Source organism: Paenibacillus sp. NRS-1781, from assembly GCF_050467745.1.
Lineage (GTDB): Bacteria > Bacillota > Bacilli > Paenibacillales > Paenibacillaceae > Paenibacillus > Paenibacillus terrae_A.
This window is the reverse complement of the sequence record NZ_JBITPI010000063.1, coordinates 1-15,220: the sequence shown is the minus strand read 5'-3', so window position 1 is coordinate 15,220 and position 15,220 is coordinate 1. Positions and strand designations below refer to the sequence as shown.

Genomic DNA, 15,220 nt, shown 5'->3' with positions numbered 1-15,220 from the left:
GAAAAGAATTACGTTAGCGATTCTTCCTGCTCCAAGGCGGCGATCCGACTGGCAAGCTCTTCCCAAACCTGTGGCTGCTCACCACCCGTAAGTGCATGCTCCATACCGCGAATTGTCTCCAGCATCTGCTCCCGAAGCTGAGTCGTCTGCCACGTTTGTTCCTCCTGTACCAGCATAATGTAAAAAGAGGACATTCGTTCTCGCTGTTGCTCTACAGCTTCCCCGACTCGCTCACGCAGCACCGGCTCCAGTGTGGCTTGCAGACCTGCACGGCCGGATCCTTCAAAAAATAGCTTAGGATTTTTAAAGCTGCCCCAATATTCTTTCCAATGGATGGACTCCTGCAGGGAAATATCACTCCATTCGGGAACAGCCCATTCTCTGGGTTCTGGAACCGTGCAATCCAGTCCTTCCAGCTGATGGTTTATGTCCTCTACACACCGCTGTATAGCCTTGCGTACCAAGCTTTGCCCCGTTTTTTCCAGCCTCAGCGTGGTTGCCAGCAATTCCTGTGACAGTTCCAGTTCGATCAGGCGCATCAGTTCACGACCACAGGAAGCAAAGGCTGAACGAAGATCGCCCACACCTTCCCGCAGGACAGACGGATGAAACGCCTCCGCGATAAACTCTCCAGTCCGATAAGCCAGCCGTTGACGTACGTGAAACAGCAGTTCATCGGTTTCCCCAGACAACACAGCTGCACCACTGCTATCAGACAAGCTCAATAATGTTTGCTCCAGTTCCTCACGGATATGGGTTAATCGCTCCAACCGTCCTTCGCGTTCCTCCACGCTATATCTGGCATCTGCGGCGTGCTGCACTATCCTGCTTCGCAGCCGACCCAGCTCCTGCATGGCGGAAGCGATGGACAGTCCGGCCAGTTCTTCGGCTGCAAATGCTGAAAAATCATCTTCAAACGCATCAAAACGTGAAGCGGCACGCAGCGAAGCCTCTCCTTGCTCGGCTGCTTCCAGCGCCAGCATACTAGACAGCGGATAAATACGCGGCTTACGAATCCCGTTCGCTTGCAGTTGCTCCTGCACATGCCGGGTTACGGATTGCAGCTCTTCTTCGGACGAAGCGAGGTCTGCTGCATTGACGATAAAAAAGGTCTGATCCATTGCCAACGTCTCTTTCACCCGGCCCAATTGGTTCAAAAATTGACGGTCTCCTTGGGTAAACGCGTGATTATAGTACGTGACAAATACAAGAGCGTCCGCATGCTTCATATAATTGAAGGTCACACCTGTGTGACGCGCATTGACTGAATCCGCTCCAGGCGTATCCACAAGCACGATCCCCTGACGGGTCAGAGGGCAGTCATAATAAAGATCAATATGCTCCACAAAGCATGACTTATGCTCGGATGCAACAAAATCCCGGTATTGCTCCAGATTCACTTGAAGCTGCTGGCCTAGCAAACGTTCAGCTTCTTCCCATCCAGCGGCGGCAGCCTTCAAAAAGCTGTAATGGGGCCGCCCGGCAGGGTGAATGCCTTCCGGGGACAACGCATGTACGGTATCCTGCCATCCCTCTGCACCCGGTTCTCCCAGCCCTAACAGCCGAAACGAGTATTTAAGGTCTTCCCGCAAAGCGTCCACTGATTTCATATGGACGTCGGCGGTGGCATGGCGCTCCTGGCTTGCGGGCGCCATAATCCGGTTAATCGCCGCTGTCGTCGGATGCGGCGATACAGGCAACACCGCTTCGCCCAGCAAAGCGTTGGCGAAGCTGGACTTCCCGGCGCTGAATGCTCCGAACAGCGCCAGCGTGAACCGCCCGCCCTCCAGCGCAGCGGCGCGGGCGCGTAAATCCCGTACTGCCGCTTGCATGGCAGGGTACGGGCTCAACAATGCAGCAGCGGCCTCCAACCGGGACGCTGCTGCATCCAGCCGCGTGCGGCGGCCTCCGGCGGCGGGCTGTGCTGCCGTCGTGCCTGCAAGCGGCTGCGCCGCTGCGGCGTGTGCGCCAGCGGCGGCGTGTGCGCCAGCGGCGGCAGTACGCGCAGCGCCCGCTGGCGTGGCCGAAGCCGCAGCGGTGGTTTCCGCCGCAGGCGCTGGCGCCGCCGCCTGAGGCAACGCGTCAGGCGCGGCTGCTTGCGGAAGCAGGCTGCGCAGCGCGGTCGCGTATGCAGCCGAGGCGCTTAGGCGGGCGCGATAACGGCCTGCCGCGTCCGCCTGCGCCAGCAGCTCGGTGCGCGCGGACGCAAGCGCCGCGCGGCGTGCTTCGGCCTGCGCAGCTAGCTGCGCCAGCAGGCGGTCTGCCAGCGCCAGCGCCTTGCGGCGGCAATCTGCCGTGACGGCGCTGCGCAGATCCTTGCAATAGTTCAGCGTATACTCCGGCGACAACGCTGTTTCCTTCACCGTCTGCTCAATCAGTCCCCGATCCGTCACAGGACGAATTTCGTCCAGCCCCTGTTCCAACGCAGCCGACCACAAATTATGCCCATCCCCCCAGGAACGCAGCAGCTCTCGCACATGAGGAAGCAACTGCCCCTCCACCTGATCAGCCAGCATACCAGTCAGTCGTTCTAAACGGTTTTCCTTCTCCCGCTCCGTCTTTCCTCCGGCAAACCATAGCCCGGCCTTGAAGCCCGGCTTGCGGCTCTCCAAATATTCGCCCGCCGCCTCACGCAGCTCTGCAGGTGTCAAATGGGCATGCTCCAGTACATGATCCAGTTCTTGCCGCAGTCGTTTATGCCCCTGCTCTGGTAGTATATTCCAGTGTTCATCCTCTTGCTGCAAAACTTCCAGCTCCATATCCAGACGCGAAATGACTTCCTCCCCGCCTGCCTCTTCCAGCAACGTATTCAGTTCCTCTTCCTCGGCAGCCTGCACAACCTCCACATGTTGATCCGCCAAATGGCGCATGGAGGAAACCAAACTGTACGACAATAGCTCTGTTTTTCGCTCCAACAGTGCTTTGATCAGCAACGACAGCTCTTCCCATTGGTTCAAAGGATGGTTTTGCTCTTTCAAGGAGGTGAACAGTATATCCGCGTAATGAACCTGCCAAGCATGAAAGCTGGCCTCCACCTCACTACGATAACGTGTAAATGAAAGCTCTCGCTCTCGATGCTTATCTATTTGGTTAATAATCAAATATAACGGCTTGCCCCAATCCGACAGACTTTTGGCAAAGGACAAGTTATTTTCCGATTGAACATGGTTATAATCCATCACATAAAAAACAATATCCGCCCAGTGCAAAGCAGAATGTGTCGCCAGCGCATGGCCGCGGTCTGTAGAATCGACACCAGGTGTATCCAGCAGTACCCCTCCACCAGCTAACATCGGGACATCCTCCCATACCTGAACCGATTCGTAAGCTCCGCCATTTTTACAATATTCAGCCAGCTCGGACAGAGAGGTTTCCAGTACCTCCGGCTCCGGGTTTTCAAATGTTTTAGCCAGGTGAATTCGTGCTCTCGAATGTCCGTAACGGATGGACACCACATTAGCACTCGTAGGAACCGGCCCGGATGGCAGCACCGTTTTGCCGCACAGACTGTTGATCAAGCTCGATTTCCCAGCGGAAAAATGCCCGCAAAATGCAATGGTCAATTCCTCTGCTTCCGCCTTAGCCAGCAAGTCTGCTACGGCTTTCGCTCCTTCCTCATCCCCGGCTGTGCGCAAAAAATTCCGTAACTGTTCTATCGTATTCATTTCTTCCCGAGCATTCCCTGTAATCGTTTGCATCATAAGCTATAGTTCCACTCCTTGTCCCTTAGCTGCCTCAAATAGCTTTATTGTAGCATTCCTTAGGCGCTGTGAGAATCATCACAGTTGAGGATTTCGCAAAAAATCCACAAAGCGACGTGTAACCAGCAATATATAGATCGAAATGATTTTATTCATCTATATGTTGCACCTTGGAGCGACTGGATTCTAATTTTGCAAAATCCTGAATTAAAAAAGATGTTAAAAAAAGGCGGTTTCCCAAAGTCATGTACATGACTTTGGGAAACCGCCTTTTTATCAATAGTACCAACAAGTTCATCTCATTCTGTCCAAAACTGATCTTTACAGCAAAGCTTCAATATCCTCTTCCATATCCAGGGGATCCGTCGTCGCCTCAAAGCGTTTGACCACTTTCCCGTTCCGATCAATCAGGAATTTTGTAAAATTCCATTTGATCGAATCTCCAGCTAAGTATTCAGGATGACGCTCATGAATTAAAGGAATAAGTATTTTGGCAACCGAATGCGTTTCATCAAAGCCCTCAAAGGGCAACGATGAAGCAAGATATGTAAACAACGGATGAGCCTGCTTATCACGTACATCCACTTTTTGGAACATGGGGAACGTTACGCCATAATTCAGGGTACAAAAAGTATGCACGCTGTCATTGGAATCCGGCTCCTGATCGGCAAACTGATTACACGGAAAGCCGAGAATCACTAAACCTCTATCCTTATAGTGATCGTACAAACGCTGCAAATCCTGATATTGAAATGTAAAACCGCACTGGCTGGCTGTATTTACAATTAACACCATTTTATCTTTAAAATCACTAAGGGAGATTTCCTTGCCGTTCATTGCAACGGCTGAATAATCATAAATGCTCATTTAAGAATAACTCCTCTGTAAGTTATACACCATGCGTTCCCAGGCTGGTTAGACCAGCCGAGCCGCCTACGGCGGACATGCAAGCATGTCCGCTAATTGAACTTAATTTGTTGCCGTCTCAAGCACTGGCAACAAAATTTCGAATACTTGACCATGTTGCAAAATCGTAATTCCGCGGGATTTGTCCTTCATTACGACTACTTCCGGCTTTTGAGACATACGCTCCAGATAATGCTCCGGTACATCACCAGAATGGCTAACTGTGATTCCTTCAAGCTCGCGCTCTTCGTTTTCAGCAAACTCCGATGTTACGATTTGCTCAAAAATATCGGAAAAAGCCTCAAAATTGTCTGTATATACCGAAATGCATTTCATACTCTTCATCCTTTTCTACACATAAATGGTTAAACCCTCGAAATTTCTACGGGGTCTTTAAGCTCTACGTTCCTTATCTTTCCTGATCGGGGACGTTTTCATACGTTTCTTGCCTTCCCTGCATACATCGAGCAACGGACATACCTGACATTGAGGATTTTGCGCTTTGCAGTGGTAGCGGCCGAAAAAAATGAGCCTGTGATGGGTCAAGGACCATTCGTCCCTAGGTACCCTTTTCATCAGCTTTTTCTCCACCTCTAGCACTGAATCGTCCCATCCCGCAAAGCCCAGTCGTTTGGAAACACGCTCTACATGCGTATCTACCGCAATAGCTGGTACATTAAAAGCGGTGGACACAACGACATTAGCCGTCTTGCGCCCAACACCGGGAAGCTTGACCAACTCATCATGCTCAGACGGTATTTCTCCCCCATACTGGTCTATCAATAAACGGCACAGGTTATGAATATGCTTAGCCTTGTTCCGGTACAAGCCTATTCTGCGGATATCCTGCTCCAGTTCTTCAATGGGAACAGCCAAATAATCCTCGGGTGTCTTGTATTTTTGAAACAGGTCTGCCGTTACTTTATTCACCATCTGATCGGAGCATTGAGCGGACAATAACACAGCAATCGTTAATTCAAAAGCATTGTCATGGTTCAACTCACAATGGGCATCCGGAAACATCGTACCGATGGTGTCCAATATATAACGTGCGGTTGCTGCATTCACGGAATCCTACCTCCTACCAAAAAAAACGTCTTGATACGGGATAGCCCGCATCAAGACGGTCACTCTAAATAATCATCCGGAAAGAAACGAATACTATTTGTGCATGACTGCCTGCATAGGCGAGAAATACACTCCTATATTAACATTAACTGTCACAGATTGCACGAGAAAAGTGTGTAATTCCCAAGAAATTTTCATACAGTCTGATCTGTTAACGGTTCATCGGATGTTCCAGGTCTACATGTCCCATTAAGGATTCCAGGGATTGACCATCTACGAGCAGATCCAGCGTTTTGACTTCCTTGAACTGGAACATCGTTTTCTTCAAAGCGTCAATAGCCAAGTCCTCACCACCTGCACCCAGACGAGCCTCGTCCGGCAGGGAAATATCAAACGTCAATGCTCCATTGTCCAATTTGATTTTATGCACGGAAATTTTCTCAGACCATAACGGTATCAGGGTAGAATTCCCACTCTTTTGCAGAGCTTCAAACGCCTTTTGGAATTTTTCCAGCTCGCTTGGGTAGGTAATTTCCTTTTTCTGTTCCTTCAAGCCTGTCTCTTGTGTATCAGTGTAGTACACCGTGATCTGTTGAGTTTGGCGGTCTCCTGATTTTACCGTATCCGTCTTGGTGTTTGTAGGCTCGGTTGACGAGGATGCAGGTGTTTGACTCGCTCCGTTATTTTCAACAGACTGAGTCGATGAATCAGGGGTCGTTTGTTCTGGTGTGCTATTTTGCGCCGCAGACGTTTCCGTTTCCTGAGATGGAGCAGCAGGAGCGGCTGTCTCCTTGGAAGCGCAGCCTGCACCTGCAATAGCAAACAGTGCCAGCAGACCTGCGATTACGATTTTCTTGTTCATATGTCCCCCTCCTTGCTTGACGTTGGCAAGCGATTTGTTGAAGATTTATTTTACACCAAGATACTCTGTGATGCCATCTGCAATCCCTTGAGCTACCCGGTTTTGGAAATCTTCATCAAACAATGTAGCTTCCTCTTTCGCATTACTGAGATATCCTACCTCAAGCAAAACAGCAGGCATCGTCGTTTCCCGAATGACATGGAAATTGCCATAACGAATGCCCCGGTCTGTCAAACCTGTCGCTGGTGCAAAGTACTTATGCATGACGTCCGCGAACGCTTTGCTTGCACTACGCTGGTAATACGTCTCTGTACCATTGGAAGCCGAGCTGCCGCTACTGTTGGCGTGAATGGACACGAATACGTTGGCATTGAGATTTTCAGCCACTTTTACGCGCTGTTTAAGCTCCAAAAACGTATCATCGCTGCGTGTCAACACAACCTCAAGATTAGGGTTCTGCTTCAAAATGCTTTCTACTTTCAGAGCCATAGCCAAGTTGAAGGTCTTTTCGTAATTTTTTTTAGAAATCCCTACGGCTCCTGAATCCTTCGCTCCATGACCGGCATCAATAACAACGACTTTTTTGCCATTGCTGTTAACTGGTGAGGTCTGTGACCCATCCGGTAAGGTAGCATCAGGTGCTGTATTCACTGAATCCTTCGATGCCAGATCGACGATAACGCGATTCGAGCCGTCATTGTATGCGGTATAATTCATGACATGCTTCAGATCAATAACAACACGAACCGTTGAAGGTTCCTTTTGGAATAAAGCATAACGGATACCGGATACATCCGCTTCATCCTGAATATCCAGTGAACCATTCTGGCTGCTGTCCAGCTTTTGCTGGGCCCCAAAGTTGTCAGCAAAAGCCGTAGCCGGCAAATCCACAACTACTCGATCAGGGGCAGTCATTGTAAATGCTTTTGGCTTCACTTCACCCATAGTCGTAATGGTTAAGCGGTTTTGACTGAAACTGATTCCTTGTACCTGCATTACACCTGAACTGGCATTATTCGTTGGTAAAGTTACACTTCCAGTATCTGTGCTGCTATTCCCAGATTTAGGAGGAGTAAATTCCCCGTTTCCCGACCCGCTGCTGCGGGTATATAATTTTACGGACTTGGAGCTACTGTCCCATTTTACGTCCAGTCCCATTTGCTCGCCGATAAAGCGAAGCGGTACAAGAGCATAATTGGAACGCAGCAGAGGCGAAGCATCCAGACTAATGTCGCTTCCATTGACAGTCGCTGTCTTGCTTCCGATTATCATTCGGATCAAGGTACTGTCCTTCTCAATCGTTATGGTTCGCGCCTGCTGCTTCCATGTCACGTCATAACCTAAATTTTCAGAAATTACCCGTAGCGGAACCATTGTACTTCCGCCAATCACTTGTGCCTTAGCACCGTTCGGGACACTTAACTGTTGATCGTCGAGATAGATTTGTGTTCCACTCGAAGCCGCATGTCCATAACCCGGAACCGCCCACATGAAGACAAATAATAACAACAAAAAACCAAATTTCTTCATTCGTCACCCTTCCATTCATAATTTTTTTGCCACATGCTCCGGTGCGGCGACCTGATATACGCGCTTATGTAATATCAGACAACCTTTTAGACGTTATTCCACACCAAAAGTTGCGAATATATTCCATCATAACAGAAATTTACGTGCCAAAGAACTAATTTTGTCGAATTATAGCTAAAAATATAGTTCATTCGCTTTGCGGCTAAAGTCATTGATCGGATTACAAAAAAAACTGCTTTCTCCCTAAACATGGATAGGGAGAAAAAGCAGCTTTTTGGTGAGTTTGATACGATCTCATTTAAAATTTTCAAAATTATGAGTTGATAGAATCACTCGTGTCGTTAACCGTCACAGTCCCCATATATTCCTTTAGACCGTCCACAATCCCTTCCGCAATCCTTTGCTGTGTTTCTTCCGAGAACATGGCTGCTTCATCAGACAGATTGCTAAGGTAGCCACATTCCAGCAACACGGCTGGCATTTGAGCCTTTCTCGTTACGATATGATTCGCCACCTTAATCCCGTTATCCTTAAATCCGGTTGCTGCCACAAGATGCTTATGCATCGTTGTTGCCAGAGCCAGACTTCCCTGACGTGCATAGTAGGTTTCAGAACCATTAGCTTTTCCTTTATTGGAGGGCAGCATACTGTTTCCATGGATCGAAACAAACACGCTCGCCTGCTGTTCGTTTGCTAGCTGGGGGCGTTCATCCAGCGTAGGATACGTATCTCCATTGCGGGTCATGACTACCTGAATATCAGGATCGTTTTGCAAGAGCTGCTTGACCTTTAACCCTACAGCCAGTGCAAACTCCTTTTCGTGTCTTCCAGTGATACTGCCTGCTCCGGGATCTCTGCCACCATGCCCTGGATCAATGACGACTATTTTCCGTCCGCCGCTGTTGGTTGGTGTCACAGCCTGATCAACACTGCGTTCACGCAATTGGAGTGTGATTTCACCTGTGCTGTTAGTTGAAAGCTCGTAGTCACGTACCTGGTTTAAAACAATTACAATACGGACGCCGCCCTTTTGTCCATCGGCGGGGGCAAACCTGACTTCCTGCACATCCCCACTGTCAATATTCGTCAGCACTCGTAATCCATCGCTACGAACCGGAAATTGCTGAGAAAGCTCCGACGTCAGCGCCGCTTCTGCCAGATCTACAACAATGCGGTCAGGTCCCGTCATTTGGGTCACTTTGGGCGTTACACCCCTGTTCAATGAAATCTGTAATGCTTCATCTTGAAAGGTAATGTTTTGTACCAGTAGTGTATTTACTTGTAGCTGTTCTGTATCCTGCTGCTTGGATGATGCGAGTTCGTCCTGTGTAAGCTTGTCTGATCCAGTCAGCTTTGTAGTCGTTGTTGTTGACGAAGACGTTTTTAGTGTACTCGTGATCTGTGTCTGCGTTTGTGATGTTTTTTGGGATGGAGACTGTTTTTCTGTCTGCTGGTCTGTCACCTTTTGACTGAGATTCACGGATTTATTTTTATTATTCCAATCTACCTTCAGCCCCATTTGCTCCCCGACAAAACGTAACGGAACCATCGTGGAGTTACCACGCAGCACAGGAGGTGCATCCAAATTGACCATTTTTCCATTCACATCAGCCGATGTACGGCCTACATACATGGACATATCCGTGCTGTTTTTTTGGATTGAGATTTTATAGGCTTGTGGTTCCCATTTAAATTGATAGCCAAGCTGTTCACCAACCACTCGAAGCGGAACCATGACTTTTCCATTAACCATTTCAGGCTTGGCATCTGAAGGTGCTTCTATCCTTTTTCCATCTAAAAACAAATCTGCTCCAGCCGCATTCACATGAGAGGAGGACGGCCACAACCAAATTAAGATAGCCGCCAGTATCAACCAACTATATTTCTTCATCCTCATTCCCCTAACTTAATATATGTATTTTTTTGTTCTACTACATAGGCATAGTCCTTCAACAATTATACATTTACCATACCATGCTGTGACGAACCGTCAACCCCTTATTTACCAATTTATCTTATGAATATGACAAAAGCCCGCAGGCAAAAAAATTGCCAGTACGGGCTTTTTGTCCAACAAACCAGTTCACTTTATCGCTACAAACTCATACTGAGCTGGAATTATGCGCCTTGCTTCGCAGCACGCTTCTGTTCATAAGCCAGAATTTCAGCCTCATGCTGGAGCGTCAAGCCAATGTCATCCAAACCTTGCAGCAAAAATTGACGTCGATGCTCATCCAGATCAAAATCAATATGCAGACCATAATCGTCGGTAATTGTTTTTTCGTCCAGGTCTACGTTCAATTGGTAGTTATCATGCTTGGCTGTGCGTTGAAACAAATCCTCTACTTGCTCCTCAGACAGCTTGATCGGTAAAATAGCATTTTTAAAACAGTTATTGTAGAAGATATCCGCATAAGACGGTGCAATTACGCAACGAAATCCATAGTCCATGATTGCCCACGGCGCATGCTCACGGGAGGAGCCGCAGCCAAAGTTGGCACGGGAGATCAGAACAGATGCCCCTGCATAGCGAGGCTTATTCGGTTCAAAATCAGGATTTATATTTCCTTCCTCATCAAAACGCCACTCGTAAAACAGAAACTGTCCAAAACCTGTGCGCTCGATTCGTTTCAAAAACTGCTTGGGTATAATAGCATCTGTATCTACGTTCACCCGATCCACAGGTGCTACAATCCCTTTTAAAGTTGTGAATGCTTCCATTGTAAATTCCTCCTCCGTATCCTAGTGGACTACTGCTTCCTGCTTGAACTTCCAGTCCCGCACATCGAAAAAATGTCCATGAATCGCCGCAGCGGCTGCCATTGCCGGAGATACGAGGTGAGTACGGCCTCCACGTCCTTGTCGACCTTCAAAGTTACGGTTAGAAGTCGACGCACAGCGCTGTCCCGGTTGAAGTACGTCCGGATTCATCGCAAGACACATGCTGCATCCCGCTTCACGCCACTCAAATCCTGCTTCCTTGAAAATGACGTCCAGTCCTTCTTCCTCGGCCTGAATTTTCACACGTCCTGAGCCTGGTACGACAATTGCTGTTACCCTGTCGGATACCTGATAGCCTTTGGCCACCTCGGCCGCAGCGCGCAAATCTTCAATTCGCCCGTTGGTACAAGAGCCAATAAATACATAATCAATCGCAATATCCGTAATCGGTGTGCCTGGCTTCAAATCCATATATTCAAGCGCTTTTTCAGCAGCTTTACGTTCGTTTTCTGTTGGCAATTCTGCCGGAATCGGTACTGTGGCAGAGATATCTGTACCCATGCCCGGGCTAGTCCCCCAGGTTACTTGTGGAATCAAAGCATCCACATCAAACTCTAGCACGATATCAAACTCAGCGCCTTCATCTGTAACAAGATCTTTCCACTCAGCAACCGCCTGCTCGAAAGCAGCTCCTTGCGCTACATGTTGACGTCCACGCAAGTAGTTAAAGGTTGTTTCATCCGGCGCAATCATACCCGCTCTGGCTCCGCCTTCAATAGACATGTTGCACACGGTCATGCGCTCTTCCATGCTCAATTCGCGGATAGATTCACCTGTATATTCAATAACATAACCGGTAGCGAAATCCGTGCCGTATTTGGCGATGACACCCAGAATCATATCCTTTGCTGTCACACCCGGCTTGCGGCGGCCCACAAAGCGGATTTCCATTGTTTTTGCTTTTGTTTGCTGTAGACATTGCGTTGCCATTACATGCTCTACTTCGCTGGTTCCGATACCAAAAGCGAGCGCTCCGAACGCGCCATGTGTGGAGGTGTGGCTGTCACCACAAACAATTGTTTTACCCGGGTGAGTCAGACCGAGCTCCGGTCCCATAACGTGAACGACACCTTGATCAATCGTATCCAGATCATACAGTGTGACACCGAAATCACGGCAATTTTGAGTCAAAGTATCAATCTGCTGCTTGGAAATCGGGTCCGTAATATTGTAACGATCCTGCGTCGGTACGTTATGATCCATCGTCGCAAACGTAAGCTCTGGACGACGCACCTTGCGTCCGCTAAGACGAAGCCCCTCAAACGCCTGCGGCGAGGTCACCTCATGTACTAGATGAAGGTCAATGTACAAAATACTCGGCTTTCCCTCTTCCTGATAGATGACATGGTTATCCCAAATTTTCTCGAACATAGTCTTATTGCTCATCAACATTCACCCCTGTGTTTTTCGAACCTAATTATAGAGAAGGCTGTACGGCTTTCTCTTGGATGTCAACAATATACCACGACATGCTTGATTGATCCAAGATATGATATCTATAGAAGTGATAGGTTAAGGCTATAAGGTGGACTAAGAGGTTAATTGTACATTTCGGCCCCAATTCGCCCCCTACATTTTGTTTGCTTTTTCTCCTTTGGAACTTTAAAAAATGTTACTATATACGGTACTTCTAAAGGAGAGCGCATCATGAACATCTACCGCTTTGAAATCTACGCTAATGGATTCTTGTTAAAAGTTATTAAAACGGGCTGAAACAAAGACCTAAAGGAGATTTAAAGATGAAACAGGCTTCGTATTTTTTCTTTTTGCTTTCGTGTGTATTACTTATAACTGGTTTTGTAGTTGCTTATCACTATGGAGATTATAATGCGGAATACTCTTCGTTGCATGACAACTCGTGGGATAAGATGGGCCATGTTGTAGGCGGTGATGCGTACAATTACATTATAATGGGTATGCGAGGTATGCTATATGGGGTTGCTTCCCTTGTGTTCGCTGTACTTGGATGCTTCTTTTTTATTCTGGATCGCTTTGAACATAAAAAAGAAACACCCTCAATGACCATTAATAAGGAGGCGGAACAATTGGGGTCAGATGTTTAGGCAGACAACATTTACTTTTCTATTCATACTTATCCTTTTGATTTCAGGTTGTGCAACCAATGGTGAGCAACCTGCTCCTAAACAAACACAAACATCTGATAGTGAAATTACTAATGATCCGCAGGACGATATTGTATACGTAGATGATGAAACAAGGTTCATTGCTACGACTGTAAGACTAGCGCGACTTTATGATGATGTAAAAGAAGACTCTGACATGCAAGAAACAATTGCGTCTGCTGTAGAAAGTTCTGCTGAATCATTTGATAAAGACGTAAAAGAGAAATTTATAGAAGTTGCAGCAGCTATCAAAGACGGCAATCCAGAAATGGCTCAGAGGTTATGTGATGAAGTAGAAGCAGAGTAGGTAACCAAATATAGTTGGAAACGCGATTGGTAAAATAGCCCCGGAGCAATCCGGGGTTTTAATATTTGACCATAGTCAACAAAGGCAATTTTATTGCCTGAATAATTTCCGTGTGGTAACATAAGAATAGAAAAAGGGAACGGCTACCACCGCTCCCCTGCACGACTTGCCGATATAAGAGCGGTCGGCGTTTAAGGTGTTGATCTAGGAATAAGACCGTATCCTTAGTGGGGGCGGTCTATTTCTTTTGTCTTGGTTCAGCGCAATAACAATCGTAACGATAAATCCGATCAACGTAATTAATAACGTGCCGAACATCATCATTAATGTCAAAGCATCTTAACCTCCACAAGCATCATCTCCCTTCCGGGAGATTAGCCGACCGCCCTTTATAGCCGTTTTGTCGCACGATCCAAATTATACCATAAAAAAGCTCTAGGTAGGTCTGGAGACTTTACTTTTATTTTTCCATTAATTTATTAAATATCTCTCTATCTTTGGAAGTAAAGTCGTTAATCCGTTTCTTTTGCTCGTACGTGTTGGTACTTGAATCCAATTTAATAAAGCCATTTTCACCAACCACATATACGATATTTTTTTTTATCTTATATGACACAATATTATCAACAGCTTTTTCTAGTGGATCAGCAAGATGATTATAAAGTATTAAAGGGTCTTGCGGCCCCCCTCTCAAAATTTGAAAAGTCCCGTCACCAAAATATTCTACGGTATCTTTGCCTGATGGGTATTTATACTTCGTATTATCCCCGGAATTCACCAAGAAAATTAGAGTAGTAGTTATAACTAGTAGAGAGATCAAGATCAAAATAAAGATATATCTACGCTTCATCTGCAATTCACACCTCACTTCCAAGCTTTTCTTGTATCAGTTACTGTTACATAAGACGTATACTCATTTAGTGTTCCCCATGATTCCATTAAATTTGTTAGGTTTGCTGCAGCCCAACCAAGTTTGTTGTTCCCAGTAAACATTTGCTTAAAATTATACTCAAAATTATAGACATCAGAATACGTTGTAGTAATTTTCCATTGCCCGTTTACATATGTTCCATCTATTTTGTACTTCATTTTGTGAAAAGCATTATATAAATCTCTATCACTTTCTAATTGCTCAGATCCATTATAAGAAAAACTTTTAACTTTTTTAGCATTAGCTTTTTTGACTTCATCATTAACTATTGCGATGTGCTCTTTAGACTTTTTAACTTGCTGCGCCTCATATGACCATTCGTTAAAGTTTAAATTTCCTGGTTTGTAATCAAGTGAATGTTTAAGTAAATTGGCTGTGATGTCCCCGTACTTCTTTCGAGCTATAGGAACAGCTACTAATGTAAATGCTTTACGATCAGGATAATGTATTACAGTGTCTGTCGAATCCTTTACCTTCTCTACGCCTCGTACCCAAGTTTTTTCTAGTTCTACCATCGGATTTTCAAACGGAAAAGTATTATTTCCTGCATACACTAGCATATTCTTACTATATGCGCCTTCCAGTATTTTTTGCGAGACATCAGACTGATCCTGTTCTCTTGTTTCCTTAGGTTCTACCTGAGGACTGTACTGAATTTTTCCAAATTGATCTTCTTTTTGTTTTAAAACAAGTTCAAACTCAAGAATCTCTTTGCTGGTATCAATCTGTTCTTGATACTTATCTACATAAGCGTGTGTAAACGTAATATCTCGGATTGTGTTTTCATTTCTAACGATTTGGATATTACATTTGCGATAGTAATCCTCACTATCAGGTTTATATTCTGTGTTTGCCCATGTATACAGCATGTTGGAATTATCCGCATTGTCTATAACTGAAGGAAGCGAATGAAGCGGAATTTTGCTTCGAATATGTAGCGAATGAGCCAAGTTTGGAGACTTAGCTGAAAGGTTTAGGGAACTATTATTCTTCACGCCTGTTGAATAACCA

The 15,220-nt window shown here is 46.4% G+C and carries 13 protein-coding genes and 1 pseudogene; 2 read left to right on the top strand and 12 right to left on the bottom strand.

What is annotated here, in order from left to right:
- Positions 1-8: 8 nt before the first annotated feature.
- The 9 genes from ACIFO6_RS21330 to leuC form a co-directional block, all read right to left on the bottom strand.
- Positions 9-3,701 (bottom strand): dynamin family protein, encoded by a 3,693-nt coding sequence (locus ACIFO6_RS21330; protein WP_430043654.1) that lies wholly within the window; start codon positions 3,699-3,701, stop codon positions 9-11.
- 321 nt (positions 3,702-4,022) lie between these two features.
- Positions 4,023-4,568: a glutathione peroxidase gene (locus ACIFO6_RS21325; protein WP_430043653.1), complete on the bottom strand. Its 546-nt coding sequence runs from the start codon at positions 4,566-4,568 to the stop codon at positions 4,023-4,025.
- A 102-nt stretch (positions 4,569-4,670) separates the two neighbouring features.
- Positions 4,671-4,943 carry a hypothetical protein gene (locus tag ACIFO6_RS21320; protein WP_014282011.1) on the bottom strand — a complete coding sequence of 91 codons (273 nt, stop codon included), beginning with the start codon at positions 4,941-4,943 and terminating at the stop codon, positions 4,671-4,673.
- A gap of 57 nt (positions 4,944-5,000) precedes the next feature.
- A complete protein-coding gene (nth, locus tag ACIFO6_RS21315) occupies positions 5,001-5,675 on the bottom strand; it encodes an endonuclease III (protein ID WP_430043651.1) in 675 nt (224 codons plus the stop codon).
- Between the two features lie 211 nt (positions 5,676-5,886).
- Positions 5,887-6,537, bottom strand: coding sequence for a GerMN domain-containing protein (locus tag ACIFO6_RS21310; RefSeq protein WP_430043649.1), 651 nt, complete (start codon positions 6,535-6,537; stop codon positions 5,887-5,889).
- A 45-nt stretch (positions 6,538-6,582) separates the two neighbouring features.
- Entirely contained in the window at positions 6,583-8,067 is a 1,485-nt protein-coding gene (locus ACIFO6_RS21305) for an N-acetylmuramoyl-L-alanine amidase (protein ID WP_430043647.1), read from the bottom strand.
- Between the two features lie 313 nt (positions 8,068-8,380).
- Entirely contained in the window at positions 8,381-9,958 is a 1,578-nt protein-coding gene (locus ACIFO6_RS21300; RefSeq protein WP_430043645.1) for an N-acetylmuramoyl-L-alanine amidase, read from the bottom strand.
- 227 nt (positions 9,959-10,185) lie between these two features.
- Positions 10,186-10,788, bottom strand: a complete 603-nt coding sequence (gene leuD / locus ACIFO6_RS21295) for a 3-isopropylmalate dehydratase small subunit (protein WP_430043642.1) — start codon at positions 10,786-10,788, stop codon at positions 10,186-10,188.
- 21 nt (positions 10,789-10,809) lie between these two features.
- Positions 10,810-12,234: a 3-isopropylmalate dehydratase large subunit gene (gene leuC, locus ACIFO6_RS21290; RefSeq protein ID WP_430043641.1), complete on the bottom strand. Its 1,425-nt coding sequence runs from the start codon at positions 12,232-12,234 to the stop codon at positions 10,810-10,812.
- 353 nt (positions 12,235-12,587) lie between these two features.
- On the opposite strand from leuC, the gene ACIFO6_RS21285 reads away from it, so the two are divergent.
- Both ACIFO6_RS21285 and ACIFO6_RS21280 read left to right on the top strand, forming a co-directional pair.
- Positions 12,588-12,911: a hypothetical protein gene (locus tag ACIFO6_RS21285; RefSeq protein ID WP_430043638.1), complete on the top strand. Its 324-nt coding sequence runs from the start codon at positions 12,588-12,590 to the stop codon at positions 12,909-12,911.
- Positions 12,904-13,278, top strand: a complete 375-nt coding sequence (locus ACIFO6_RS21280) for a hypothetical protein (protein ID WP_430043635.1) — start codon at positions 12,904-12,906, stop codon at positions 13,276-13,278. Before ACIFO6_RS21285 ends, ACIFO6_RS21280 begins: the two co-directional genes overlap by 8 nt.
- 243 nt (positions 13,279-13,521) lie before the next feature.
- Here ACIFO6_RS21280 and ACIFO6_RS21275 read toward each other — a convergent pair.
- The 3 genes and pseudogenes from ACIFO6_RS21275 to ACIFO6_RS21265 form a co-directional block, all read right to left on the bottom strand.
- Positions 13,522-13,611: pseudogene (locus tag ACIFO6_RS21275) on the bottom strand (putative holin-like toxin); the annotation flags it as partial.
- A 127-nt stretch (positions 13,612-13,738) separates the two neighbouring features.
- Entirely contained in the window at positions 13,739-14,128 is a 390-nt protein-coding gene (locus tag ACIFO6_RS21270; protein WP_340958640.1) for a hypothetical protein, read from the bottom strand.
- Positions 14,129-14,142: 14 nt separating this feature from the next.
- A partial coding sequence (locus tag ACIFO6_RS21265; RefSeq protein WP_430043633.1) for a hypothetical protein occupies positions 14,143-15,220 on the bottom strand: 1,078 nt, incomplete at its 5' end.